Origin of the sequence: Nitrosomonas sp. JL21 (assembly GCF_009833095.1) — a bacterium.
In the GTDB taxonomy this organism is placed as follows: Bacteria; Pseudomonadota; Gammaproteobacteria; order Burkholderiales; family Nitrosomonadaceae; genus Nitrosomonas.
Genome location: NZ_QRCB01000035.1, coordinates 42,110 through 68,551, shown reverse-complemented (window position 1 = coordinate 68,551; position 26,442 = coordinate 42,110). Strand labels below are relative to the sequence as shown.

The 26,442-nt window shown below is 45.1% G+C and carries 32 protein-coding genes and 1 pseudogene; 12 read left to right on the top strand and 21 right to left on the bottom strand.

What is annotated here, in order from left to right; translation table 11 throughout:
* Positions 1-83: 83 nt before the first annotated feature.
* The 6 genes from ispD (at position 84) to ABF87_RS11150 (ending at position 3,893) form a co-directional block, all read left to right on the top strand.
* Complete coding sequence (gene ispD / locus ABF87_RS11175) at positions 84-794, top strand: 2-C-methyl-D-erythritol 4-phosphate cytidylyltransferase (RefSeq protein WP_160829203.1); 711 nt, start codon at positions 84-86, stop codon at positions 792-794.
* Positions 791-1,291, top strand: a complete 501-nt coding sequence (gene ispF / locus ABF87_RS11170) for a 2-C-methyl-D-erythritol 2,4-cyclodiphosphate synthase (RefSeq protein WP_160829202.1) — start codon at positions 791-793, stop codon at positions 1,289-1,291. Before ispD ends, ispF begins: the two co-directional genes overlap by 4 nt.
* Complete coding sequence (gene thpR, locus ABF87_RS11165; RefSeq protein WP_160829201.1) at positions 1,281-1,838, top strand: RNA 2',3'-cyclic phosphodiesterase; 558 nt, start codon at positions 1,281-1,283, stop codon at positions 1,836-1,838. The genes ispF and thpR overlap by 11 nt, the downstream gene beginning before the upstream one ends.
* Before the next feature lie 188 nt (positions 1,839-2,026).
* Positions 2,027-2,704, top strand: coding sequence for a tRNA (adenosine(37)-N6)-threonylcarbamoyltransferase complex dimerization subunit type 1 TsaB (gene tsaB, locus ABF87_RS11160; protein ID WP_160829200.1), 678 nt, complete (start codon positions 2,027-2,029; stop codon positions 2,702-2,704).
* Between the two features lie 50 nt (positions 2,705-2,754).
* Positions 2,755-3,162, top strand: coding sequence for a ribosomal protein S18-alanine N-acetyltransferase (gene rimI, locus ABF87_RS11155; RefSeq protein ID WP_345789909.1), 408 nt, complete (start codon positions 2,755-2,757; stop codon positions 3,160-3,162).
* Complete coding sequence (locus ABF87_RS11150) at positions 3,159-3,893, top strand: uracil-DNA glycosylase (RefSeq protein ID WP_160829198.1); 735 nt, start codon at positions 3,159-3,161, stop codon at positions 3,891-3,893. The genes rimI and ABF87_RS11150 overlap by 4 nt, the downstream gene beginning before the upstream one ends.
* 32 nt (positions 3,894-3,925) lie before the next feature.
* On the opposite strand, the gene lplT is transcribed toward ABF87_RS11150, so the two are convergent.
* Entirely contained in the window at positions 3,926-5,200 is a 1,275-nt protein-coding gene (gene lplT, locus ABF87_RS11145) for a lysophospholipid transporter LplT (protein ID WP_160829197.1), read from the bottom strand.
* A gap of 380 nt (positions 5,201-5,580) precedes the next feature.
* On the opposite strand from lplT, the gene alr reads away from it, so the two are divergent.
* Positions 5,581-6,654 carry an alanine racemase gene (gene alr / locus ABF87_RS11140; RefSeq protein WP_160829196.1) on the top strand — a complete coding sequence of 358 codons (1,074 nt, stop codon included), beginning with the start codon at positions 5,581-5,583 and terminating at the stop codon, positions 6,652-6,654.
* A 39-nt stretch (positions 6,655-6,693) separates the two neighbouring features.
* Here the strand turns inward: alr and ABF87_RS11135 are convergent, their stop codons facing one another.
* The 14 genes and pseudogenes from ABF87_RS11135 to ABF87_RS15320 form a co-directional block, all read right to left on the bottom strand.
* Entirely contained in the window at positions 6,694-7,488 is a 795-nt protein-coding gene (locus ABF87_RS11135; protein ID WP_160829195.1) for a peptidylprolyl isomerase, read from the bottom strand.
* A 159-nt stretch (positions 7,489-7,647) separates the two neighbouring features.
* On the bottom strand, positions 7,648-7,950 hold the full coding sequence (locus tag ABF87_RS11130; RefSeq protein ID WP_160829212.1) for a YciI family protein: 303 nt from the start codon (positions 7,948-7,950) through the stop codon (positions 7,648-7,650).
* 19 nt (positions 7,951-7,969) lie between these two features.
* Positions 7,970-8,566, bottom strand: coding sequence for a septation protein A (locus tag ABF87_RS11125; RefSeq protein ID WP_160829194.1), 597 nt, complete (start codon positions 8,564-8,566; stop codon positions 7,970-7,972).
* Positions 8,567-8,635: 69 nt separating this feature from the next.
* Positions 8,636-9,787, bottom strand: a complete 1,152-nt coding sequence (locus tag ABF87_RS11120; RefSeq protein WP_160829193.1) for an FAD-dependent oxidoreductase — start codon at positions 9,785-9,787, stop codon at positions 8,636-8,638.
* A gap of 295 nt (positions 9,788-10,082) precedes the next feature.
* Positions 10,083-10,850, bottom strand: coding sequence for a VacJ family lipoprotein (locus ABF87_RS11115; RefSeq protein ID WP_160829192.1), 768 nt, complete (start codon positions 10,848-10,850; stop codon positions 10,083-10,085).
* Between the two features lie 378 nt (positions 10,851-11,228).
* Positions 11,229-13,322 (bottom strand): M3 family metallopeptidase, encoded by a 2,094-nt coding sequence (locus ABF87_RS11110; protein ID WP_160829191.1) that lies wholly within the window; start codon positions 13,320-13,322, stop codon positions 11,229-11,231.
* Between the two features lie 63 nt (positions 13,323-13,385).
* Positions 13,386-14,660, bottom strand: a complete 1,275-nt coding sequence (locus tag ABF87_RS11105) for a dihydroorotase (RefSeq protein WP_160829190.1) — start codon at positions 14,658-14,660, stop codon at positions 13,386-13,388.
* A gap of 9 nt (positions 14,661-14,669) precedes the next feature.
* Positions 14,670-15,629: an aspartate carbamoyltransferase catalytic subunit gene (locus ABF87_RS11100; RefSeq protein WP_160829189.1), complete on the bottom strand. Its 960-nt coding sequence runs from the start codon at positions 15,627-15,629 to the stop codon at positions 14,670-14,672.
* Positions 15,626-16,132, bottom strand: coding sequence for a bifunctional pyr operon transcriptional regulator/uracil phosphoribosyltransferase PyrR (gene pyrR, locus ABF87_RS11095; RefSeq protein ID WP_160829188.1), 507 nt, complete (start codon positions 16,130-16,132; stop codon positions 15,626-15,628). Before pyrR ends, ABF87_RS11100 begins: the two co-directional genes overlap by 4 nt.
* Positions 16,119-16,598 carry a Holliday junction resolvase RuvX gene (ruvX, locus tag ABF87_RS11090; RefSeq protein ID WP_205012691.1) on the bottom strand — a complete coding sequence of 160 codons (480 nt, stop codon included), beginning with the start codon at positions 16,596-16,598 and terminating at the stop codon, positions 16,119-16,121. The genes pyrR and ruvX overlap by 14 nt, the downstream gene beginning before the upstream one ends.
* A 12-nt stretch (positions 16,599-16,610) precedes the next feature.
* The gene (locus ABF87_RS11085; protein WP_160829187.1) at positions 16,611-17,171 is read right to left on the bottom strand and encodes a YqgE/AlgH family protein; all 561 of its coding nucleotides are present in this window, start codon (positions 17,169-17,171) and stop codon (positions 16,611-16,613) included.
* Positions 17,172-17,246: 75 nt separating this feature from the next.
* The gene (gene coq7 / locus ABF87_RS11080; RefSeq protein ID WP_160829186.1) at positions 17,247-17,873 is read right to left on the bottom strand and encodes a 2-polyprenyl-3-methyl-6-methoxy-1,4-benzoquinone monooxygenase; all 627 of its coding nucleotides are present in this window, start codon (positions 17,871-17,873) and stop codon (positions 17,247-17,249) included.
* A 111-nt stretch (positions 17,874-17,984) separates the two neighbouring features.
* Positions 17,985-18,737 (bottom strand): (Fe-S)-binding protein, encoded by a 753-nt coding sequence (locus ABF87_RS15095; RefSeq protein ID WP_240143649.1) that lies wholly within the window; start codon positions 18,735-18,737, stop codon positions 17,985-17,987.
* Between the two features lie 303 nt (positions 18,738-19,040).
* Positions 19,041-19,250 (bottom strand): annotated as a pseudogene (locus tag ABF87_RS15320) (4Fe-4S dicluster domain-containing protein); the annotation flags it as partial.
* A 253-nt stretch (positions 19,251-19,503) separates the two neighbouring features.
* Between ABF87_RS15320 and rpsP the strand changes: the two are divergent.
* The 5 genes from rpsP to ABF87_RS11050 all read left to right on the top strand — a co-directional run bounded on the left by rpsP (position 19,504) and on the right by ABF87_RS11050 (position 21,928).
* Positions 19,504-19,770 carry a 30S ribosomal protein S16 gene (gene rpsP, locus ABF87_RS11070; protein WP_160829185.1) on the top strand — a complete coding sequence of 89 codons (267 nt, stop codon included), beginning with the start codon at positions 19,504-19,506 and terminating at the stop codon, positions 19,768-19,770.
* Positions 19,771-19,801: 31 nt separating this feature from the next.
* Positions 19,802-20,302, top strand: a complete 501-nt coding sequence (rimM, locus tag ABF87_RS11065; RefSeq protein WP_345789908.1) for a ribosome maturation factor RimM — start codon at positions 19,802-19,804, stop codon at positions 20,300-20,302.
* Positions 20,303-20,317: 15 nt separating this feature from the next.
* The gene (gene trmD / locus ABF87_RS11060; RefSeq protein ID WP_160829183.1) at positions 20,318-21,094 is read left to right on the top strand and encodes a tRNA (guanosine(37)-N1)-methyltransferase TrmD; all 777 of its coding nucleotides are present in this window, start codon (positions 20,318-20,320) and stop codon (positions 21,092-21,094) included.
* Positions 21,095-21,125: 31 nt separating this feature from the next.
* The gene (gene rplS / locus ABF87_RS11055; RefSeq protein ID WP_240143648.1) at positions 21,126-21,572 is read left to right on the top strand and encodes a 50S ribosomal protein L19; all 447 of its coding nucleotides are present in this window, start codon (positions 21,126-21,128) and stop codon (positions 21,570-21,572) included.
* 176 nt (positions 21,573-21,748) lie between these two features.
* Positions 21,749-21,928 (top strand): hypothetical protein, encoded by a 180-nt coding sequence (locus ABF87_RS11050; protein ID WP_160829182.1) that lies wholly within the window; start codon positions 21,749-21,751, stop codon positions 21,926-21,928.
* Between the two features lie 145 nt (positions 21,929-22,073).
* On the opposite strand, the gene ABF87_RS11045 is transcribed toward ABF87_RS11050, so the two are convergent.
* The 6 genes from ABF87_RS11045 to ABF87_RS11020 form a co-directional block, all read right to left on the bottom strand.
* Complete coding sequence (locus ABF87_RS11045; protein ID WP_160829181.1) at positions 22,074-22,418, bottom strand: arsenate reductase family protein; 345 nt, start codon at positions 22,416-22,418, stop codon at positions 22,074-22,076.
* Positions 22,419-22,424: 6 nt separating this feature from the next.
* The gene (locus tag ABF87_RS11040; protein ID WP_160829180.1) at positions 22,425-22,946 is read right to left on the bottom strand and encodes an invasion associated locus B family protein; all 522 of its coding nucleotides are present in this window, start codon (positions 22,944-22,946) and stop codon (positions 22,425-22,427) included.
* Positions 22,947-23,022: 76 nt separating this feature from the next.
* Entirely contained in the window at positions 23,023-23,277 is a 255-nt protein-coding gene (locus tag ABF87_RS11035; RefSeq protein WP_160829179.1) for a DUF2024 family protein, read from the bottom strand.
* A gap of 166 nt (positions 23,278-23,443) precedes the next feature.
* Complete coding sequence (locus ABF87_RS11030; protein WP_160829178.1) at positions 23,444-24,124, bottom strand: O-methyltransferase; 681 nt, start codon at positions 24,122-24,124, stop codon at positions 23,444-23,446.
* Between the two features lie 31 nt (positions 24,125-24,155).
* Complete coding sequence (locus tag ABF87_RS11025) at positions 24,156-25,121, bottom strand: class I SAM-dependent methyltransferase (RefSeq protein ID WP_240143647.1); 966 nt, start codon at positions 25,119-25,121, stop codon at positions 24,156-24,158.
* 78 nt (positions 25,122-25,199) lie between these two features.
* Complete coding sequence (locus ABF87_RS11020; protein WP_240143646.1) at positions 25,200-26,420, bottom strand: O-antigen ligase family protein; 1,221 nt, start codon at positions 26,418-26,420, stop codon at positions 25,200-25,202.
* Positions 26,421-26,442 lie beyond the last annotated feature (22 nt).

Here is a 26,442-nt window from a genome sequence, read left to right as displayed (position 1 = left end):
CATCATGCGACACTTGCCAATTTCTCAAACACTCGCGCTTCGGCAATCCATTCATCTAGCGGATATTCTTTAAAAAGTTCAACATGTCCAAGTTTTTTGCTCTAATTCCAGCAGCAGGCTCAGGTTCACGCATGGGTCATGAACTGCCCAAACAATACTTAACATTAAATAATCGCCCCATGATTTATCACGCGATTAAAACTCTATATCACGATCCTCAGATCTCACAAATCCTGGTGATACTTGCACCCGGCGATAACGAATGGTTCAAATATGACTGGTCGGAATTTACAGAAAAATTAGCCATGTTGAAATGTGGTGGGAATACTCGAGCACAGAGCGTTCTCAACGGCTTGTCTGAAGCAAAACATAAAAAACTTATTGATGAGAATGACTGGATCCTGGTGCATGATGCTGCCAGACCCTGTTTAACTTCAGATCAACTCAGAAGGCTGATTCATGAAGTCGCCAATGATGAAGTCGGCGGCTTACTAGCTGTACCTGTTGCAGATACGCTCAAGCGAAGCGATAAAGATCAGCATGTAAGCTGCACAGAATCGCGGGAAAATTTATGGCAAGCTCAAACCCCGCAAATGTTTCGTTATCATCTGCTGAGTAAAGCACTTCACCAGACCCAGACCGCGAGCACTACTATTACCGATGACGCCAGCGCAATCGAAGCGTTGGGATTTCGTCCTAAACTGGTGCTCAGCGATAGCTATAACTTCAAAGTTACCTATCAACAAGACTTATCCTTAGCAGAATTAATATTACAAGAAAGGAAGAATACGTGAATACTCTGAGAATTGGTCAAGGATTTGATGTCCATCAATTAGTAATAGGTCGTCCATTAATCATTGGCGGCGTGACAATTCCCTATGAAAAGGGTTTACTCGGTCATTCGGATGCTGATGTTCTATTGCATGCGATTTGTGATGCATTATTGGGAGCTGCAGCATTGGGAGATATCGGTCAACATTTTTCCGATTCTGATCCACGCTATAAGAATATTGATAGTCGCGTGCTGTTACGTAATGTACAGGGTTTACTTGAAAGTCATCATTTTTCACTGGTCAATATTGACGCAACCATTATTACCGAAGCCCCCAAAATGGCTCCTCATATTCCCGCAATGAGAATGAATATTGCCCAGGACCTGAAAACCGCCATCAACAATATCAACATCAAAGCCAAAACAGCCGAGCGTCTTGGTGCCGTAGGGCGCCAGGAAGGGATTGTGGCCGAAGTAGTGTGTTTGATCGATCGTTTGGAAAATCAAGTTGACCAATAGTAATCACCCAAGTGAAAACACTAAGTTCATTCGCTTATTTTTTGCCATTTTCCCCAATAAAACCGTTCAGTCATTGTTAGCCGATCAAGCCACAGCCTTGCTACCCCTGTGTGCTGGCCGCAAAATAACACGACAGCATATTCATCTCACACTGCTATTCCTGGGAAATATCACGCCAGATCGAATTGCAGAGCTGCGTCAAATTGCAAACGATGTCTCAGCAAAATCGTTTGAGTTGAATTTAGACGAAATTCGCTACTGGAAACACAATCGGATCGTTTATATACAAGCAAAGCAGTTTCCTGCAGAACTGTTTTTGCTGGTGGATTCATTGACAAAATCTCTGTCCGCCGCAGGCTTCGTTTTCGACAAGCGTACTTATAGGCCACATATAACACTTATCCGAAATGCAGTTCGTCCAGCCAATATCGATCTGAATAACTCCATTCGATGGCCCATTGATGAATGGCGCTTGACTCAATCCCTTCAGACGATCAGAGGAGTTCAATATGTTGCGCTCGACCAATGGCATTTGAAGAAACTCTGAAAAACTACTGCACTCCGTCATGCTGCGTTAAAATCAGCTCAAAATGCTCACTTAGTAAGTGAACTATGTTTTTCACCTGCTTTCGTCTGGCTTGATGGTTGCGCGTTACCTTTCTGAAACTTACTGATATCAGTCAAGCTTGATGAAATTAATGGAAAATATTGCAACGGACTCTTTCTGATACGATCGTGAAAATTCTTGCCCTTGAAACTTCCACTGAATTCTGTTCAGCTGCCCTCGATTTGGAAGGACAATCCTTTCATAAGGAAGAACTTGCTGAGCGCCGGCATTCCGAAATTCTTCTACCCATGATAGATGCGCTTTTGTCAGAGACGGGATTGAATTTGCAGCAAATTGATGCGATTGGTTTTGGCGCCGGTCCCGGTTCATTTACTGGTGTGCGCGTTGCGTGCGGAGTTGCGCAAGGGTTGGCTTACGCAAGCGAACTTCCCATTTTAGCGATCAACACTCTCGAAGCAGTTGCGCAGCAACTGGGGAAACCAAACATCATTGTGGCTTTGGATGCACGCATGAACGAAATTTATCATGCTGCCTATTCAAAATACGCCAATCATGAATGGAAAATCATCAGCGAACCCACATTGTGCTCTCCCACTCATGCTCCGTTACTTGAAGGCAATGACTGGATTGGCTGCGGTAGTGGTTTCGATCTCTATACTCAACAATTATCAGAACACTATCAAGAACAACTTCATGCTATCCACACTGGCATTCATCCTCGGGCCAAAGAAATTGCTCAGCTCGCGGCATTAAAATTTGCCAGTAGCCCTTCCGTCACCGATCCGATAAATGCTGCCCCGATTTATCTTCGCAACAAAGTCGCACTCAAGGAAAGTGAGCGATGAGCATTTCATTATCTCCCTCAGTTCAAATTAGAAACATGCAGTCATTCGATTTGGAACGCATCATTCTCATCGAGCGAGAAATCTTTCTATTCCCATGGTCCCCCGGAAATTTTGCAGATTCGATCAAAGCCGGCTATGTTTGCCAGGTTCTGGAGCATATCAATACCCTCATTGGTTACGGAATTATGATGATGAGCCCTGAAGAAGCTCATGTCCTCACGCTCGGCATCGCGGCAGACTGGCAAAAACAAGGCTGGGGTAAAAAATTATTGCAACATCTCATCCAGCACGCACAAAACGAAGCTGCAAAATCAATTTTTCTCGATGTGAGGGAATCTAATGTCGGTGCGGCGCAACTTTATCAGCACATGGGATTCCTACATATTGCGACACGCAAAGGTTACTATCCCGCCATGTGCGGACGTGAAGATGCTTTGGTTATGCAATTAATACTATGAGTAATCGCCGAAAAAAGATTCTAAAAGAATTAGACCTTGCCCCCGTATGGCGCAGCAAATCAACTCATCCGAAGCAAGGTGAGTTGATAACAGCTGAATTGGACGAGCATAAACATTCGACTTCTCAGCCACGCTCAGAAAACGATTCAGCCGCTGCGCTCGGAATTCCTCAGATGAACTGGAAATCCCTCGAATCGACGGTATCCACCTGTGTTGCATGTCCTTTGAGTCTGACGCGTACACAAACAGTATTTGGTGTAGGTGATGAGCATGCTGATTGGTTGTTCATCGGCGAAGGGCCAGGCGCTAGAGAAGATGCCACCGGTGAGCCTTTTGTGGGCCAAGCGGGGAAATTACTGGATCAAATGCTGGCAGCCATCAAACTCAAACGAGGTAATCGGGTCTATATCACCAACATTGTAAAATGCCGCCCGCCTAACAATAGAAATCCTACGCTCAACGAAGCCAAACAATGCGAGCCATATCTGACGAGACAAATCCAGCTCATCAAACCCAAACTCATCGTGGCATTAGGAAAAGTCGCCGCGCAAAATCTTCTCCAAAGTGATGACAGTATTTCAAGTTTGCGAGGAAAAGTGCATGATTATTCCGGTACACCGTTGATTGTTACTTATCACCCAGCCTATCTGTTACGCGCACTTTCAGAAAAAGCCAAAGCATGGAAAGACTTATGCTTTGCAGTATCTATTATGAAATCCTTGAAAGGATGAGCCCACTCCGAGGCGAGGTTAATCCCATCAATTTAATGAAGTTTCTTCGCACCAATCAAATGCAATGAATCTTCCTTGCTTTGATTAAGGGAATGCCATCGTTTGATCAAGGCCATCATCACAGAAACAAATAATCCGAACGCAACAATGACTGAATAAATATGCACTTCAAACAATATTAATAGTGCATAGAGAGACAGCATTGCCAGAATGCTCAGATTCTCATTGAAATTCTGAACCGCAATTGAATGGCCAGCACCCATCAAAATATGTCCACGGTGCTGTAATAACGCATTCATCGGCACGACAAAAAATCCCGCCAATCCGCCAATAATCATCAGCAAAGTAATCGCAATCCATACATTGGTCACGAGCGTCATCACCATAACGACAATTCCCATAGCAATTCCCAATGGAATCACTTTCACGGATTGACGCAGAGAAACCCATCGAGCTGCCATAATTGCCCCGACCGCGATTCCCACCGCGACCACTCCCTGCAATTGAGCAGCTTGATTCAATGGCAAATCCAATGCCACTTCGGCCCATTTCAATACAATGAATTGTAGTGTCGCGCCGGCTCCCCAAAACAGCGTTGTCACCGCAAGAGAAATTTGCCCCAGTTTATCTGCCCATAATAATTTAACGCAGTGGCTGAACTCATGAAAGAGATAAAGTGGATTCTTCTTGGGAATGCGATGATCCACACCGGTATTGGGAATATGAAGATTGAACAAAGCTGCGATCGAATAGACTACGGCAATGATTAGAATGCCACTTTCCAGTGCATTATCGATACCTGTATCCACATAGGGAATATCCATTATCAACAATACGCTCGCAACGGCAGGCGTAATGAGAATGCCTCCCAGGACAGTTCCGAGCACGATTGACGCAACCGTCAATCCTTCGATCCATCCATTGGCAATAACCAATTTTTCCGGTGGTAGTAATTCAGTCAGAATCCCATATTTAGCCGGTGAATAAGCTGCAGCCCCCAATCCGACAACCGCGTAAGCTGCCAGTGCCATATATTGATGCATCGCCATGAATAACAAACCGCAGCCTGTAATTTTGATGGTATTGCTAATAAACATCACTCGGCCCTTGGGCATGGAATCCGCGAATGCTCCCACAAATGGGGCCAGAATGACATAAAACAAGACAAACACAAACTTCAGCATAGGTGTCAGATATGCTGGCGCATGCAAGTCAATTAACAATGCAATCGCCACAACCAGCAGCGCATTATCTGCCAATGAGGAGAAAAACTGCGCCGCCATAATCGTATAAAAACCACGTTCCAAGTTATTTCCCTGCAAGGTAATAAAAAACTCTTAGCTCTGGCACTACGGAAACTCAAACTGCTGTACTCGGTCATAGCGCGTTGAAATCAAGCTCAACATACTCATTTACCACTCATAAGCTGTGCTTTTTCACCTGATTTTCCTGACACTCCGCTTATTACTTTTCACGAAGTTTCCGTAGCTTATTATTTTCTAACTTATTAAAACAATATCCCCTACTCTGGGTAGTCAATCTTTCATTATGCACCTGAGATTAGCATATTACGTTGGCTGTCAAAGCTGCAAACTATAAAAGTTTAGTTCAGCAAATTAAATTTTCGATTATCATAAAATTCTTGCGCATAATACACGCACCCGCACAATTTCAGGATACAGAATTAATGTCACGCCCCACCCAAGCTTTTATTGATCGTTCTGCCCTGACCCACAATTTATCCATAGTCCGCAAATATGCTCCACATTCTCGCGTGATGGCAGTGGTAAAAGCCGACGCTTACGGCCATGGGCTTTTGCAAACCGCCCAAGCCCTAGCAAATGTAGACGGTTTTGCATTACTAGAACTGGATGCCGCGATCAACTTGCGCGAGGCAGGATATCAACAACCCATACTGTTGTTGGAAGGTTTTTTTTCTACTCAAGAACTGGCGCTATTTGAAAGGTATCGTTTGAGTGCTGTCATCCATCACCCTGAACAAATAGCCATGCTATTGGCATCCAGGCATCCTCAACTAAATTTATTTTTAAAAATCAATACAGGGATGAATCGTTTAGGATTGCGGCCCGAAAAAGTCTCAGAAATCATCGGTCAACTGCAGAAAAATCACTGCTCCAAGAATATTACTTTGATGACTCATTTTGCTAGTGCCGACGATCCTTCCCAACACGACAGTGTCATTCAACAGCTTCAATGTTTTCAGCAAGTCGTTCACACTCACGCTCATCCCAGTTCACTCGCAAACTCAGCAGCCATCATGTGTTATCCGCAATCCCATGCCGACTGGGTACGCCCCGGCATCATGCTGTATGGCGCTTCTCCATTTACCGATCGGACTGCAGCCGATCTGGATTTGCGACCTGTTATGACGCTGACCAGTAAGATCATCGCGATACATGAGCTCAAAGCTGGCGATAAAGTAGGTTACCATGGATTATTTCAAGCCGATTGTCCGATGCGGATCGGAATCGTGGCCTGTGGGTATGCAGATGGCTATCCGCGGCATGCGCCCACAAACACGCCCGTTTTAGTAAATAATCAGCAGAGTCGATTACTGGGGCGTATTTCTATGGATATGTTAACGGTGGATTTAACGAATATTCAGGATGTCCAGGTCAACAGTCCTGTCATCCTATGGGGAAAAGAAATCTCTGTCGATGAGGTGGCACAGCGGGCAGGCACAACTAGCTACGAGTTACTCTGTGCCTTGGCGCCCCGAGTAGAAAAGATAGCCTGCTGATCACTTAAACATCTTCTCTACCGGGCTAAGACACTGCAATTATTCTACTTTCGCTTTGCTGCGCAGTTCTTGTACGACGGTCGCAAATTCGCGTTGCAGTACGCGTTGCTGGATATTCTGTTTTACTTCTTCGAACGGCGGTACTTCCATCGGACGAGTATCCATTAATTGAATGACATGCCATCCAAATGAGGTCTGCACAGGTTGTTCTGTCAAGCTACCTTTTGAGAGCTTCACCAAAGCTTCGGAAAAAGGCCGGACATAAGCGGCGGGAGGACTCCAGTTAAGTTCGCCGCCATTTTCCTTGCTTCCTTCATCCAGAGATTTTTCTTCAGCGATTTTTGCAAAATTACCGCCTTTCTTGAGACTGGCAATAATTTCTTTTGCCACACTCTCGCTGTCGACTAGAATATGGCGCGCTTTGTATTCCTTATCGCCCATTTGCACTTTCAACATTTCATATTCTTTGCGTAAAGTTTCATCACTGACAACGTTCTTCTTGATATAGTCAGCCTGATAGGCTCTCACCAATACTGCCTGACGCGCGATCTCGAGCTGCGCAATCACATCAGAATCCTTGTCCAATTTCTTCTTGGTCGCTTCCTGCGCAAGAATTTCCTCAGCGATTAAATTTTCACGTAACGCTTTTCTCATTTCTGGACCATCAGTTTGGCCTTGCGCGACACTTGCTTTCACCATCAATTCCAATCGAGATTGTGGAATTGCCACACCATTCACTTTAGCCACCACTCCAGATGATTGAGCTTGAACGCTCAAAGCCATCAAGCTCAAGATACTAATTGTCATTACTTGCGAAAATTTCGTCAAACGCATGGAATTTCCTTTTTTATGATATGGATAAAATTATACTCATTCGCGTATAGCCACTTTCGGAAAGTATACCATCCTCAACTTGAAAGACGTGAATGATTGCATATTTTCATGATTAAGAAGCGTTCTGATGCGATTGATAAACCGCAAAATAACTTTGATCTACGGGGGCAGTATTTTCTTGAAAGGCTTGACAGTCACATTCTGGTATACACCGGAGTGAACATAAGGATCAGCATTCGCCCACATTTGTGCCGCTTCCAGAGACTCGAATTCCGCTACTATCAAACTACCGGAAAAACCTGCCGCCCCAGGATCTTGACTATCGATGGCGGGATATGGCCCTGCCAGGATTAACCGCCCTGCTTCTTGCAACGCTTGAATTCTTTTCAGATGCTCGGAACGAACAGCCATTCTTTTCTCCAGGCTGTCAGGAACATCGGTACCATTGATTACATATAACATCGTCATACTCGCCTAACCGTTATTTGCTAATTTTTTCTGTTGAATCATGTTGTTCATTCCCAGATTGAGTGTCAATCAGTTCTGTAGAGGCTTCCTTGATGTATTTTCCTAACATCATCACCTGCAGAATAATAAAAATCAGCATCAGGCCGGTTGAACCGAACAGCTTGAAAGTGACCCAGCTATCGACCGGAAAGCTAAAGGCAACATACAGATTGAGTCCTCCCATCAATAGGAAAAACCCTACCCAGCTAAGATTGAGCTTATCCCAAATGAATGATGGCAGTACTACTTGTTTTTCGAGCACTGCCTGAATCAAGTTTTTTCTGAAAAACTGATTGGACATATACAAAACCGTTGCCATCAACCAATATAGAACGGTCGGCTTCCATTTAATGAATGTTTCGTCTTGAGAGATTAAAGTAGCGCCACCAAAAACGACAATAATAGCAAGATTGACCCACATCATTTTATCAATCTGATGCTGACGAAATCGAAGCCAACCAATCTGTGCAATCGTTGCCGCTATCGCAACAGCCGTCGCAACAAAAATATCATATGCTTTGAAAGCTACAAAAAATAAGAAAACAGGGAACAGATCGAAAAAAAATTTCATCGCTAACAATACCCGTAGTTAATACAATGGTTAATTTACAACTAGATCGTTAAAAGCTCGAAATGTTCATTACTTCAAAATTGGCGGTAATTGAGCTGATAAATTATTTTTTTCTTTCACTGCCGTACCTAATAATGCATATCCCAATAAATTTCCAACCTCATCTCGATACAGTGCTTTCACACCCTCCTGATCCACATCCACATGCCATTCACCCTTGATGCTGAAATCAGGCGGCGAGACCACAGTCGGACAAGCGGGTGTCTTCACGATCACAGGCATAGCGGGATATTTCACCTGCGTTGGAGTACCGGCAAGTGTCGCGGCTAAAGCGCGGGCCGCATGCGAAATTGGTAGCACAAAAGGTAATACCTTACCTTCAACCTCAGCACAATCACCCAAAGCATAAATATTTGCGAATTGAGTTTGTAGCATGCGGTTTACCACGATACCGCGATTGATTTTAATACCCGCCGCTGCGGCCAGTTGAGTACGAGGAAGCAATCCTACTGCAGATAATACGAGATCCGACTCAATCGACGATCCTGTGGCAAAGGTCAGTCGCAAATGTCCATTTTCTTGTTCAATGGATTGCGTAGAAGTGTTCAAATGGAACACCACTCCAACAGCTTCCAACTTTTGACGTAAGAATGCTCCTCCTTCGGGTGGCAAGAGGCGTCCAAGCGGTTGCGCGCTGATATCGATCACATCCACCTGATAACCAGCTGCTGCTAGGTCATTCGCAAACTCACAGCCAATCAGCCCGGCACCAATGATGCTGATTCTTTTTTTGTCACCCAGCTCACCTCTAAATTTTTTATAATCATCGAGGTCGTTAACACTGAGTATCTTTTCGACTCCGCTTCCCGACAATGGCAAACGCACTTGATCAGCACCGAGTGCCAAAACCACATGATCATACGATATTTCTTCACCATCGGTTAATGTCACCGTTTGTTTCTGTTGATTGATCGCAGCAACACGACAATGAGGGCGGATAGAGATTTTCAATTGTGATGCCATCTGTGCAGCATCGCCATTGAGAATGGATTCAGGCATCTTACCTGATGATAATGCATTTGACAGCATGGGCTTGGAGTAGAATCCACCATGATCTCCCGTTAGCATGATAATGGGGGTTTCTGCATCGAGCTTGCGCAATTCGCGGGCTACCGCATAGCCTGCCAGTCCACTGCCAACAATGATGATTGGATTATTCATACTTAAATCTCCGCATTCCTTTTCCGAAATCCGATGCGCTGTTTTTTTCATTTCCAGCATCAATTTGATTTACTGGGATTGTTTCTCTATGAAGCAATTTCATACCTGCAATTACTTCTCAATGCACGACAGTCACTGCTCAATTGCCTGCATAGCGATTTTTCTCATTCTTATTCAATGGCTTAATAATGACAATAGCACATTGATCAATAAAACTTCTTTTAATCAATGTGCCACTTTAATTTTTGAAACAAAGGATGATTGAAGAGATATGGACCTAATCAATCCTTTACGGCTATTTGGTTTCCGGAGTATCTGAGTTATTAATCAAACTGATGCGGCGTTGAATATACGCATCACGCATGAATTCATATTTGTCCAATGCAGCTTCATCGACAGTTTTCTCGGTATCCAACCATTGCGCGCGGGTATGGAGCGTTCTCGCCGTTGCAACGGGTAAACGCAGAGATACTGAGTTGAGGTAACTCACATTTTTTAGGAAGACCCCCGTAACACCTTGGGTAACCGGATCCATGAAGAAGCTATCCACCGCAATTCCAAAGGTATCCCGAATCGAGCTTGGTCCGAGGAAAGGCAACACGATATAAGGTCCGCTGGCGACGCCGTACCGACCTAATGTTTGACCGAAATCCTCATTGCGCTTATTCAGATTAACGTCACTGGCAGCACTGATATCACTTGCAATATCAATCAGACCAAAAAGCCCGAATGTGGTATTCACGAATATCCGCGCTCCGCTGGCCAATGCGCTTTCATAATTCAATTGCAGAATAGAATTACCCAACACCACGACATCATTAAGATTCGAGAAGAAATTGCCCACTACTAGCTCAAGCGGATCGGGCATCACCCACTTATACCCTCTCGCAGCAGGTTCGAGTACATTGTTATCAACCATCTCGTTAAAATTAAAAACGGCACGATTCATGGGTTCGAGTGGATCATTGGGGCCATTCTGGTTTTTTGTTGCTGTTGAAGCACAACCAATTAATAACAAACAACATACCAGCACAGCAGCTTTGTAACGAATAAAATTAATCATATTCTTCTGTTTCTTCATAAAAGTTCAGCGGATCTTGCCACAATTATAAAATAGGTTCAATACTACACCCAGCCGCAGGCCTGATTCATTTCTGGAAAAAGCAACTTCCCCTATACTAACAGTCAAACCTTCGAATCATTCACTCGCAAGTTTATGTGCTATACGACAGATGATGATCGGTACTTTAAATGTACTGCAACTCAATGCATGTAGCGTGGGTTAAAAATTTACTAAAACGCCTACGCGCTCCGGTACGCCGCACCCTCACATCACGCATACGGTTTAGAATACACATATACACATAAGCATTCAGAAGGTAGCATTCTCTCATCCAGCTGCGCCTTGTGCTGCTCGTTGCTCATAACCTTTCCCAGAGTTTCAGGCCGTTTCCATTCCATTGTGACGCAACAGAGCATCCAACTCCGGCTCGCGTCCTCGAAATGCAATGAACGATTCAAGCGCCGAACGACTCCCCCCCACCGCCAGGATTTCTTCCAAGAAATGAGAACCGGTAGCGGCGTTCACGACGCCATCCGAAGCTGTCTCTTCAAACATGCTGTAAGCATCAGCCGAAAGCACTTCTGCCCACTTGTAGCTGTAGTATCCAGCCGCATATCCTCCGGCAAAAATATGTGCGAAGCTGTTCGGAAATCGATTAAAGTCCGGCGGCACAATAACCGCAATTTCTTTGCGAATATTTTCCAGAAGTTGCAGCACCGTCTTATCTCCATTCGGATCAAAATCGAAATGCACATGCATATCAAACAACGCAAATTCAATCTGTCTCAGCATCTGCAACCCACTCTGAAAATTCTTCGCCTTGATCATCTTATCGAAAAGCGCACGCGGCAATGATTTTCCCGTTTCGATATGTTGCGTCATGGTAGTGAGTACATCCCATTCCCAGCAGAAATTTTCCATGAACTGACTTGGCAGTTCCACCGCATCCCATTCGACACCATTGATGCCGGAAACGCCTAAATCCTCAACTTTTGTCAACAGATGGTGCAATCCATGGCCAAATTCATGAAACAACACGATCACTTCATTATGCGTGAACAAAGCTTGCCGCAATTGACCATCGACTTTGACGGGCGCAGAAAAATTGCACGTAAGATATGCAACCGGAATCTGTATATCGTCTTTTTCAGCATTCATATTATCGATTCGGCGGCGCGCAATCGCTTCATCCATCCAAGCTCCACCTCGCTTACTCGACCGCGCATACAGGTCAAGATAAAACTGCCCGATTAACTGCCCGTTGGAATCATGAATATCGAAAAACTTAACGTCCGGATGCCAATACTGCACTTTTCGCGCTGCAGCAACTTGAGAAATTTGAATTCCATACATTTTTTCCACTAATCGAAACATGCCCGCCAACACTTTTCCCTCGGGGAAATACTGTTTGATTTCCTGATCGGAAAAATCATAGCGTGCTTGCTGCAGTTTTTCACTCACATAGGCAAGATCCCATGCCTCAAGCGTTTGAAGGTTCAATTTTTCGGCAGCGAATTGCTGAAGCGCCTGCAAATCTTTCATCGCATAAGGTTTCGCTTTGATTGCCAATTCTTTCAGAAAATCGAGAACTTGCTGCGGCGATGTAGCCATTTTCGTGGCCAACGAAACTTCGGCATAATTCTGATAACCCAAGATTTGCCCTGCTTCACGACGCAGTTGCAATATCTTGTTGATAAGCGGCATATTGTCCCGATCTGATCCAGCCTGATTATCAAACTCACTGGCCCTTATTGCATAGGCACGATACATTTGCGCACGAAAATCACGATTGTCGGCATACTGCATCACAGGCAAATAGGACGGCATGTGCAACGTAAACTTCCAACCTGATTTACCATCATTCTTAGCTTGCTCCAGAGCTGCCTGCAGCACGTCAGTTGGAATGCCGGCTACAGTTTCAGTACCTTCAACATAAAGGGAAAAAGCATTGGTGGCATCCAGCAGATTATCATTGAATGTTGATGATAGCTTCGATAGCTCTTCTTGAATCTCCAAGAAACGCTGCTTTTTATCCGCTGGCAGTTCGGCGCCGCCTAAACGAAAATCGCGCAACTCATTATCGATAATCTTTTTCCGCGCCGGCGACAGCGCATCAAATTCTGCACTCGAGCGTAACAATTTGAATTTTTCAAATAAGGTCAGATCTTGGGACATTTCAGCATAAAACTGAGTAATCGACGGTAAATTTTCATTATAAATTTCCCGTAACTGCGCACTGTTCATTACCGCATTCAAATGCGATATCTGCCCCCATGCGCGGGATAACCGCTCACTGGCATCCACCATAGGCTGCACAAAAGTATCCCAGGCTGGAATCCGCTCATCGGCTTTCACCCTTTCAACCGCTGTTCGATTTTCTGTTAACAGAACCTCAATCGCCGGCGTAATATGCTCATTCTTAATTTCCGCAAAATGAGGTAAGCCGGAAAAGTCTAGTAATGGATTAGACATGCTGCTCCAAGTATCAATTAAAAACACATTGCGTTACATTCTGATGCATTCGTACATCAATCTTCATTGTTCATACACGATATGACCGTTTACCAACGTATACCTAACACGACCAGGTAATTCCATACCCATGAAAGGCGTATTTTTCCCTTGACTCAGAATCGCCATGGGAGTCACTTTCCAGTAATGATCAGGATCAAAAATACAGATATCCGCTGAACTCCCGATCGATAAATGCCCCGCATTGATGCCCAATATCCGGGCAGGCTCCGATGTCATTTTTGCTACCGCCTTAGATAGCGAAAGACGCATTTCTGCGCCCCATTTTAGCGTGAGAGGTAACAACAATTCCACTCCTGTCGCACCAATCTCCGATTGTGCGAATGGCAGTAACTTCGCATCCTCATCGACGGGGGCATGATCGGAACAAATGGCGTCAACCGTCCCATCCATCAGACCCTGCCGCAACGCTTCTCGATCACTCGAACTGCGTAGCGGTGGCATCAGATGGCAATTCGAATCGAAAAAACCAATGTCCATATCGGACAAATGTAAATGATTAACCGTAACATCACAGGTTATAGGCAATCCTTGCTGCTTCGCCGCACGGATCATGGCAAGCCCTTCAGCGCTGGACACTCGGCACAAATGCACTTTGACACCAATTTCCTTGGTCAACAGAATGATATTCGAAATAGCGATCGTTTCCGCACATATAGGTACTGTCAGCAAACCCAGCCGCGTAGCTACTTCGCCGTCGTGCGCCACACCATCTCCGGTCAAACTGATTTCTTGCGGACGCAACCACACGCTAAAATCGAATGTAGAAGCATATCGCATAGCTTGCATCAATACGCGCAGATTAGGCAACAAGCCATCTGGTTGGCCGAATACCACGCAACCCGCGTCATACAGTTCGGCCATTTCTGTCAGACGTTCGCCCTTCAAGCCTTGGGTAAGCGCTCCAATCGGATAAACATGCGCTTGATTCAGGTTTTTGGCACGATGCTTCAGCATTTCCACCAGCCCAGGTTCATCCAGCGGCGGATCCGTATCCGGCGGACAAGCAATACTCGTTACACCGCCGGCAACCGCTGCACTCATCTCAGACTCCAGGGTTGCACGATATTCCAGTCCCGGCTCACGCAGCCGTACCGATAAATCAACCAATCCTGGACATACAATCAACGACTGCGCATCAATGACACGACTGGCTTGAAATTCGTTGGGCGGATGTCCTATCGCCACGATTTTACCTTTTGCAACAAATAAATCCTGAACCGCATCCACACCATTCTTGGGATCAATCAGACGCCCATTTTTAATATGTATTTTCATGAACTGACGTTAAGCTTGATTACCGGCCAAAATTGACATGACAGCCATGCGTACCGCAATACCAAAGGTCACTTGAGGCAAAATCACCGATTGCCTTCCATCGGCAACCGCCGAATCAATCTCTACACCACGATTCATCGGCCCGGGGTGCATGACGATCGCATCGCTTCTCGCAAGGGCTAATTTTTCAGGAGTAAGTCCATAATATTTAAAATATTCTTCAGCACTGGGCAGATTTGCACCTTTCATGCGTTCATTTTGTAAGCGCAGCATCATCAATACATCGATACCCTTCAATCCTTTGGCCATATCGTGATACACATGCACGCCCAGACGCTCCACCATTTTTGGCAACAGAGTCTTGGGAGCAATCACGCGCACTTCGGGTACACCCAAGGTAGTCAACGCATGAATCTGCGAGCGCGCTACGCGCGAATGCAGAATGTCGCCGATGATCGCAACGCGCAAGTTGCGAAAATTGTGCTTATAGCGACGTATCGTGAACATATCCAACAAGGCTTGCGTAGGATGTGCATGACTGCCATCCCCGGCATTGATCACATGAATATCAGATTGGACATGTTTTGCAATCAAATGTGCGGCGCCGCTCTGAGAATGGCGCACCACAAACATATCTGCATTCATGGCGGACAGATTGTTGACAGTGTCGAGCAAGGTCTCACCCTTGGATTGCGCCGATACTGCAATGTTGAGATTGATCACATCCGCCGACAAGCGCTTCGCAGCAATTTCGAAGGTCGTCCGCGTTCGCGTACTCGGCTCGAAGAATAGATTGAAGATTGATTTACCACGTAATAAAGGGATTTTCTTGACGTCACGCTCAGTCACTCCGACAAAGGATTCAGCGGTATCCAATATATGCAATAGGATGGCTGCAGGCAGTCCCTCCGTTGTCAGCAGGTGCTGGAGCACGCCATTTTCGTCCAGTTGCGGATTCCTATTGATCATTCCGCCGAGCTCTTGTCATACAAAACCAAATTCAGCCTGCCGCTTTTATCCCGTTGCAATTCCAGCATCTTATCTGCCGGAATGGCAAGTTCCACGCCTGTATATTGCGCAGCGATCGGCAATTCCCTTCCTCCACGATCAACCAACGCAGCCAAGCTAATGCTCGCAGGACGTCCATAATCAAATAATTCATTAATTGCCGCGCGAATTGTCCGACCTGTGTGAAGCACATCATCCACCAATAAAATGTGTGCGCCCTCCACTTCAAACGGTATCTTTGATCGCTCAACTTGTGCATGCAACCCAATCTTATCAAAGTCATCACGGTAAAAAGACACATCCAAGGTACCCAGCGGCAAAGCACCAGCCATTTCATGATGCAACCTCTCGGCCAGCCATACACCGCCGGTATGAATACCAACCAGTGCAAACAGCTTATTATCCGCAGATAGAATCTCCTTCGCGAGATTCTGAAACACTAATTCAGCATCAGGCAATTTCATGTCGTTCATCAAAGAAAGATTGAAGAATTTGTTGTGCCGCCCATTGATCCAACACCGATTTCTGCTTTCTGCCGGAAATTCCTGCTTGACGTAGTTCTGAACTGGCAATTTCACTGGTATAACGCTCATCTTTCAGGATGACTCTGAGATTGAAGCGTCCTGCGAGGCGTCGCGCGAAACGCTGACTCAGCTGTGTCATTTCATGTTCGGTGCCATCGCTGTGCAGCGGCAAACCCACAACCAGCATCACTGGTTGCCAGGTACCGATCAATTGAGCAATCGCTTCAAAACGCCGCGCTGTAACTTCGGTATCAATTGTCACCAAAGCCCGCGCAACGCCCAGTACATTATTTCCTACCGCCACACCAATCCGTTTTTTACCAAAATCAAAGGCCAATACGGTGCCATCGGGCATCTGTTCCGACGCCTGAGGATCTGAAGAAAATACAGAAAATTGATGGGTCATTCGCAGAAATAGTCAGGCATGCCCGACTTCATTGGAAAGATTGGCATCGTTGATCCCTAAAAGCTGCATTGCTGCAGGCAATCTCTCTTCTGATGGCATATCAAATATGACCTCTGCAGAGGCTGGAACGGTTAGCCATGAATTCTGCGCCAGTTCATGCTCAATCTGACCTGCAGCCCAACCAGCATAGCCCAACGCAATCAGGACTTGCTCGGGCCCGTCAGAATTGGCGATCGCTTTAAGAATATCGAGTGAAGTCGTCAAGCCCACTTCTTTGTTGACAGCGAGCGTTGATTGCCATTGACCCACGGGGTGATGCAACACAAATCCGCAATCCATTTGCACAGGGCCGCCGAAAAGCACAGGTGTAGCCTCTGCTAAATGATCAGACGGATAAATCCCCAGTTGTTTCAATAAATTTACCAGCGTAAGATCAGTAGGACGGTTGATGACTATACCGATTGCCCCCTGCTCATTATGCTCACAAATATAGGTCAGAGTTTTGGAAAAAATGGAATCCGCCATTGTGGGCATTGCAATCAGAAAATGGTGCGTTAGATTGATATTCTTCATCGTTATGCCAACTTTATCAGCCCCTGTGCGCGATCAATCCTATGACCATACGCAATGCAATTCAATTTTAATATCCTATACCCAGTACGCCGTATGAGTCATTACTTTCGACCCCAGCTTCATCGTAACTTTTACTGGCAACGGCAACTCTGCTCCCCCATATGACAAGGCCATGTTGGCATGGCTTGCTTCATCAATGCTCATTTGCTTGACAATAGCGCGGCTTTTCTCATCCTGTAAAGGCAGGCGCTCCAAATGGCTAGCCAAATGCGTACCGACTTGATGCTCAGTTTCAGCAAGAAACCCTAAATTCCATTTATCTCCCAACAGTCCAGCCACAACGCCTATTGCAAAGGAACTTCCATACCATAAAGGATTCAACAAACTTTTGCGCCCACCTAACTCGGCAATGCGCCGCTCGGTCCATGCCAGATGCTCCGTTTCCTCACGAGCTGCCTGCATGAGTGTTTGTTGCACGTCATTGTTGCGCGCGGTTAATCCTTGTCCTTGGTACAATGCTTGCGCACAAACTTCTCCAACATGATTCACCCGCATCAATGCAGAGGATAATTGCTTCTCTGCGTCGGTAAGCTCCGCTTCCGGCAGCGAACTTCCCGGGACAGGACGCAACGTCTGAGCCGGCGTCAACAACGTACGCAGCGCACTATCGAACCCAATAATAATCTTATCAATATGTATCATGGTTTATGAATGTGAAAAAATTTGAAATCCATCCTATTGTTTCTGTTGTGACGCAAGATCATATGTGCAGCGATTCCATTTTTTCTATTTTTTAGCAATGATCTGGCTTCATTATAATTGCAAACCCATTTGCCTTGCCAGCAATGTCACCGGATGCAACACCTCAATGCGGGCATCCTTTTCATACAACCCGTCGGCAATGTATAGTGCACATCCGATATTCGAGGTTACCAAATATGAAGACTCACCGTTCAGAGCAGCAGATATCTTGCTTTCCCGTAAGATGTCTGCGACTGCGGAATGTTCAATAAAATACGTTCCCGCCGCTCCGCAGCACTGATCATTACCCGCCAAAGGTATCGCTTGCGCATCTGGAATCAATGAAATAATTTGATAAGCATAGGCATGACCCGCCACCACATTGCGCAAACTGCAGGGATCATGAACCAGTATTTTTTGAGGCAAAGAAGCAATTGTAATGCCTTCCCATCCTTTAGCAGTGACTAAAAATTGATTGATATCGATCACTTGACAATTTTCATTGCCAACGCCTGATTCCAGTAATTGAACACCACAGCCTGATGCGGTGCTAATAATCCAATCTACTTCAAGCTCTTCAAAAGAAGATTTGTTTTGCTGCGCCAATGTTGCGGCTTGACGCAATTCTCCCCTATGCTGATATAACGCCCCGCAACAGGTTTGCCGTAATGGCACATGCACGGTATATCCCAGCCGGTTCAATACAAAAATACTCGAATTCAATGTTGCCACATCCGCTATTCGGGCTATACACCCCAAAAACAGTCCTACATGTCCGCGCACCTGGCCTTCCGCAGGATATACTTCCTGCCAATGATTAGCCATTGATGAGACATTCGTATCGATAGCTGTCGCATAGGGAAATTTAATCGAAGGAAGCTGCGCAATACTTTTAATTAAATTATTTTTTTTAAATCGATCAAATCTTAATAACCATCTGAGTAAACCTGTGTTTTGAAGAAAACGAAATAAGGGGCGCAAGCATTCTAAATCAACAGGCTGCAACCGGGTCAATCGATTTAGAAATATTCTTTTGATCGAATTCTTCTCAGAGTTTCGAGATGAGTCGGAATCAACAATCAGCACCTTTGCCTGATCAATTAATTCTCCATAAGACACATGATTGGGACAAACCGCTTCACAAGCTCGACACGTTAAACACAGATTCATATGTTGAATAAATTTTTCATTCAAAGGAATCTGGCCTCGCGCAACCCCATCCATTAACGCAATGCGTCCACGCGGTGAATCTGCTTCTGACTTCATCACCCGATAGGTCGGACAATGAGGCAAGCACAACCCACAAGAAACGCACTGGTTTGATTCGGCTATAATCAATTTTTTGGCAACTTCGGCGGTCAATTAAACAAATCCCCGGTAATAACTTTATAATTAATTGGCTTAGTGTGTGATATTGAATTTACGATTCTTATTGCTTTAAAAGCTCTTATCCTTAACTTAAACGATAAATAAAAATAATCCTATTTTATTACTTGTAAGTGTTAAAAAAGTTCCTGTAAAATCTAGGGTTCTTTAGATACGCATAAAGTTATTATCTCAATTATCAATGTAAGGCTTTAAATTTAAAAATATGGTCATTATTAGATTAGCAAGAGGTGGTGCAAAAAAACGTCCTTTTTACAATATGGTCGTTGCAAATTCTCGGAATGCACGCGATGGTCGATTTATCGAACGGGTAGGTTTCTATAATCCCAGAGCGGTGGGTGGCGAAGAATCTCTTCGAATTCAAATAGATCGAATAGCGTATTGGCAGTCCAAAGGAGCCCAATTATCAGCAACGGCTACTCGACTAGTCAAGCAATTCAACACAAACAAATCAGTCTCGACCAATAATTAAAGCAACCGTATCTTCCGTCCCGATGGTAATCATGGGCCATGTAATGGGTCCTTTTGGCGTTCAGGGGTGGATAAAAGTCAATCCCTACACAGAACGTATTGACGGATTGATGGAATTCTCTTCCTGGTGGTTAAGCGGCGACAGTCATGACTGGCATCAAGTGCAGGTCACATCAGGCCATGTTAATGGCCATATTTTAACTGCAAAGCTGAAAGGATATGCGGATCGCACCGAAGCATCGAAACTCAAAGGCATGCAGATTGCCATTCCACGAGATTGCTTACCTGTACTATCCGAAAAGGGACACGATGGCTACTACTGGTCAGATCTGATCGGCACGAATGTCACCAATCTCGAAGGTGAACAATTAGGTATTGTCAAAGGATTACTCGAGACAGGTGCAAATGATGTTCTGTGTGTACACAATGATTCTAGAACCAAAGAAATTCTCATTCCTTTCATTTCCCAATACGTTATTAACGTAGATTTGAAGCTTTCAAAAATTATTGTTGATTGGAATATCGATTATTAAACCTTAAGGAGATCCATGCCCTTTGAATGTGATGTCGTGACACTGTTTCCTGACATGTTCAATGCCATCACTGAGCATGGCATAACCAGAAAAGCCAAGAAGAACGATATCTTCAATCTGAGAACATGGAATCCTCGCGACTTTACAGATGACAATTACCGCACGATAGATGATAGTCCTTATGGTGGTGGACCTGGGATGGTCATGATGGCACAGCCATTAGAGGATGCCATTACTCAAGCCAGATCACGTCAAGCTGCCGCTGGCGTGCAAAGCACTCATGTCATTTACTTGACTCCTCAAGGTAAGCAGCTCAATCATCATCGAGTCAAGCAGCTCAGCATGTTATCTGGAATAATTTTATTGTGCGGACGATATGAAGGAATCGATGAACGGCTGATTACGACTCAAGTGGACAGCGAAATTTCAATTGGAGATTATGTCATTTCAGGCGGCGAATTAGCGGCAATGGTGCTTATTGATTGTATTGTCCGGCAAATACCTGGAGCATTAGGTGATGCTGAATCCGCAAATCAGGACTCGTTTGTCAATGGACTGTTGGATTATCCCCACTATACTCGGCCTGAATTGCATAAAGATCATCGGGTACCCGAGGTATTGCTATCCGGCAATCATGCGCAGATTCAGCGATGGCGCTTGCAGCAAGCGCTGGGAAGAACATGGCTTAAGCGACGGGACCTGTTCGAACTGAAATTCGCTCAAGGGATAACCGCTGAAGAAGAAAAACTTTTAGAAGAATTTAAACAATCAATTTCTTACAAATCCAGGTAAAATTGTCACATCGGAATCAAAAGGAAAACATATGAATCTCATCGAACAGCTAGAAGCAGAAGAAATAAAACGTCTTAATAAGGATATACCAGATTTCTCCCCAGGAGATACTGTCATTGTCAGTGTGAATGTCGTTGAAGGCGACCGTAAACGAGTTCAGGCTTACGAAGGCGTAGTCATCGCAAAACGCAATCGGGGGTTAAATTCTGCCTTCACGGTGCGTAAAATTTCAAGTGGTGAAGGGGTGGAACGTACTTTTCAGACATATTCTCCTCTGATTGCCAATATCGAAATTAAACGCCGGGGCGCCGTTCGCAGAGCAAAATTGTATTACCTGAGAGATCGGGCAGGAAAATCTGCGCGCATTCGGGAAAAATTGACAGCTCGCGGCGGGGACAATAAACAGCCCTCAAATGTCGCCAAATCTCAAGCGACAACCCCAGAAGCTTCTGTTGAGAAGGAAGATCAAGGTAAGTAGTCTGCCCTGAATAACACCTAACATCATGATTGGATGAATGTGTTTTATTGATTGTTAAGTTGAAGCTTGCCGGAAATGAGACAATTGCAGAGTATTTCTTGCAAATTCTAGTGAGATTTTGATGAGACCTAACGATAAACAAACATCCTTCGACCGGTGACTTTTTTCAGCAGTCGTTGACAGAACTGATCAATCACAAACATCCATTGGTCAAGCTGGCTGGACTGACTGAGCAGCCGGTATTTGAGAGTTTCTGGACAGAATTCTTTCTCTCACGCACCGAACGTCCAGCCACTTCAACCCCTGGCCTCGGATTTGAAGTGCGTTGTTCAGGGTGGACGAAACAGAATCAATAAAATAAAACCAACTAAAACAAAAAAAACCGTAGGCTAGGTATTGTATTATCAGCCTGCGGTTTTTTATGGCACCTTTAATCGTTTAAGTATATTGATTGGGATACGATAGATGATAAGAAATTTGAATTCTAATTCTTATTTTGATTTATTTGAGCAGATCCAATACATTTTCCGGCGGTCGACATAACTTAGCAGTATCACCACGTACCACGATAGGACGCTGAATCAGATCAGGATCATGAACCATGGCGTGGATGATCTCATCGTCCGAAGCCGTTCTCAAGATTGCTGCAGCCGGCTCGTCCTTGCGCAATATGTCTCGCGGTGACACATCAAGCTTCTGAATCAACTCGCGCAATTTATCACTCGTGAGCAAAGTCTCATAATAATTGACCGTCTCGAATTCCTCTCCGCTTTCCTCCAGGAGAGCTACCGTTGCTCTGCATTTACTGCAGGTAGGCTTCTGATAAATGACTATTTTATCCTTCATACTCGGTTATTTCACACCACATTCTGATGAAATGGCTTTATACGCCGAAGACGATCCGCTCAAACCAAAAGTATCCACTGTTTCAGTGCCACGGGATGATGCGCCTTTCACGACCAGTGAGCTACCCCGTTTAATCGCATCAGTGATTTTATTATCCGTGGCTTCATCTGAAGCCCAAGCTGAATCATCCTGGGTAAAAAGGCGGAAATTTTGATTGTTGACGGTGACCGTCACTTCACTGCCGGGCTTATAGGTATAACCCGCAATATAACTAAAAACATTTTTACTTTTTTCCGCTGGACGATGCGTCACCAACGCATATACTTCTCCACGCTTGGTGTAATTCCCGGATGTTTTCTTGGGTTGGCTGACCATGTAACAGACTTTATTGTTGTTTTCCATGAACATATAAGCCGCCCAATCACCCTGCTCAACGATCAATTTGGGTTCGGTAGCTTGAGCAGAGCCATATAGCAGTACACTAAAAACAGCACTGGAAATAATTAACTTGCTAACATTGAGCTTCATTTTGGAAACCTTCAGAATTTTGACCAATTACTAAGAAATAAAAACTTTTGATGAATGACTCGAACAATACCAACAATTAACAACCTTCCATCTTATAAATGTAAAAACCGTTTTTGTTAATTTCATCAATGACATTAGGAGGAGCGCTCTGACTATGACAGAAGCTACATTCTTTGCTGGTAACCGTTGCATTTTCTTCACCAATCGAGGTTAGCCATTGTTTGGCATACTCAACCGCTTTCTGATCATCCTTAACCGTCGTGAATACATCAAAATGCATCGTATGTCCGTCTTTCGCTTTCACATAGGTATCATAAACATGAATTTGCATATTAAAATTTTTTCCTTAAAAACTGATTGCCGTTAATACTGAGCTTATCGCTCAAGATTCTACAAGGGAACAACAACTATACCAACTAATTCAGGTCACTGCCACGAGAATTATATAACCAATTACTCTCTGCAATCATATCCCAGGTCTTCATGTTAGTCCGTGATTATTTTTTCCGCGCCACAATCACACCATCGCGGGTCGGATTGATGAATGCATCAAATTCGGGATCATCAAAGATTAACTGATTATGTTCCATGATTGCCGCTGTCGACTCCGCCGCGGCGTCAGAAGTTTCCGTCGCAACGCGGCCATGCCACAGCACGTTATCGGCGATATATAGACCGCCTGAGCGAATTCGATTCTTAGCCATGCGCCAGACTTCCGGATACCCCACCTTATCAACATCGTTATAGCAAATATCAAATAAACCTTCAGTTTGCGCAAATACCTCTTGCGCCATACCGACGCAAAAATCTATTCGTGACCACACATTCGTAGTTTTCAGATAATGTTCGGCACGTGCGAAATTTCTGGCATCTGCATCACTGCAAATCACTCGACCCCGTTCACCGACAGCTTTTGCAAACCAATAGGCCGAGTAACCGTATCCACTTCCAAACTCAAATACTCTTTTTGCGCCGATCATTCTCGTCTGGGTTTCAAGAAAAATTCCGACCAGGCGATTGACGATCGGGAAATTTTCCAGTCGAGCAAATTCTTCCATCTCGACCAGAACTGGATGATCGGTATGCACGACCAATTTGCGCATATACGATTCAATAGCTGGATTCACGGGAATTAATTCGCCCGAATCGGTGATCTCCGTAGATTGCGCATTACTCATATTTCTCTTCCATCGTACTCGGACGAGTCATTCATTTGACTGCAATCAGAACGCATTCTTCTCCCGAATCCGGATCCCTCAGCAAAGCCCAACGTGCAGCAAGTTGAAACCAAAAACCTCTGCACACGTCCCGCGGAGACATGAACCCAGCTCCAGGTGAAAGAATTCCGGTCGGCGCTCGGCTCTGTTGCCCAATCCCAAAGGCTCCCACCGAGGTCGTCCACACGCGTTGGCGATTGAAGCCAGCCTCCTTCCCTAAGAGAATCAGGGTCTTGCTCGTGAAGAGATGCAGGTGCCGGGGCGGCTCAAGCCCACGCCACGCTGAACCAAAGGTGCGATGGCCAAAACTAGCCGCATTAGGTGTCAGCATCAACAGCAGACCATCTTTTTTCAATAGCCGATGGCAGTTTCTGAGCAAATCCACAGGATCATGCACATGCTCGATCACATGGCTCACGATGATCGCATCATATTCATTTGATTTATCGAGTGTCTCCAATGGCCCCAAATGAACGGTAATTCCTTTTTGCATGCGCGCATACTCAGAAGCCGCCGGATCAATTTCCTGTCCCATCACGTTCCAACCCATTGTTCTCATACGCGCCAGGCGTTTACCGTTACCGCAACCAACCTCAAGCAAGCGGCCTGGCGGTGTTTTATCGAGGTACATGCATTTGTAACGCCGCCGCTCGCTATGTAACCTTAGAAGATGGGTACTCATGCCATGCAAAATGGCGCGAATGAAGCGTATCCAATACGATGGGCAAACATCTTTCATGTTGCCGTGAGTGTAATACTGGCGATATGCTTTTCCGATGTCATCAATCGTCGGCCTCGGATCCAGCCACAGCAGGCCGCAATCTATTCCCGTGCATGCCTTCAACGTCCATTCTCCCGGCGCTCCGAAATGAGTATCCGTTAAATGACGATACATCACTTTTCCTTCGTTGCCGCACAGATAGCACACCGCATTGGATTCAGTTCCAATTTCGTTCATTAGCATAGCCTATCACTTTCTTGTTTGAGAAACCGCTGAGAAACTTTTGCGCTCATTCAATGACTTTACACCGTTTTCCTAATGAACTGGTCTGTTCTGCCAAGACAATGCTATTGCAGTAATCATTAGTAGTAACACCGGTGTCCGGCTGAAAATCAAAAAAGTATCCGTTAACCCGGACAGCAGGATATAGCTTATCAAACCTATACCCAAAATACCCAATCCTGCGCTTTTAAATACCCGAAACCAGTTCACCATCAGGAATAATAATGCCATCATGCCAGGAATCCCGACATGCAAGCCAATTTCTATCCAATCATTATGAAAATGCGAAGTTTTCTGAAATTCCGGCAGATTGTGATAAAGACCACCCTTATAGGTCAGGATCGTATTATCAAAATACCGCTCTGGCGCACCTGTTCCATATCCCGTGAAAGGCCGCTCGGAAATCCCGTGCAAACCGACATCCCACATGGCCAGGCGATATCCCAAACTCGACCGGTAATCACCCTGTTGCAATAATTCGACATCACTTCTGATCTGAATCAACCTTTCTTGAAAGACAGGGCTGGTATATGCAAACGCCGCAGCCGCCAGCACCAAAGTAACCGCAATCCCGGCGAATTTCTTCATGTCGATTCTGTAGCGCACAAATGCCAGAAGCAACACTACAACAAGCGTTGCTAACAGAAGAATTCTGCCACCCTGATGGAATTGAACAAAAATCAGTGCCAGCGCAACAACCCATAACGCTGCCGCTAGCATCGCCGATCGAGTTCTACAGGCAAAACTCACTGACGTTACGATGCCAACGCCCAGCATCGCGGAAAAACTCAGATAAGACATTCTCATCAGCGCGACACCAGGTTCACCTGAATTTAACCACTGATGAATCCCCAACGCCAGGACAACGACATAACCCGCCAACAATCCACCGATCGCCCATACTGCGCGCTCTTTATTCAACAATGAATAAAACGGGATAAACATGAGCAGGACAAAATATTTCAGCCATTTCATCCGTCCGTCATGCACCGAGTCATTCCACAACAATCCCATCAGCAATAGCGCACATAACACAAGAATGGCATGAGCCAAAGGATTTTTGATTGTCTGCAATAATCGTCCTAGACCGCCGTCTGACAGCCATGCGATTCCCAGCAATGGAAATAAAATAACGTTCAGCTCGCTCCGCCAAAATCCTGCACAAGCCAGCACCAACGCCAATTTGATGAAGGGTTCACGCCAGGGATGGGATGCACGGATAGGATTCATCGAACAAGGACCGGTGATAGTCATACATCATGAAATGCGATGAGCC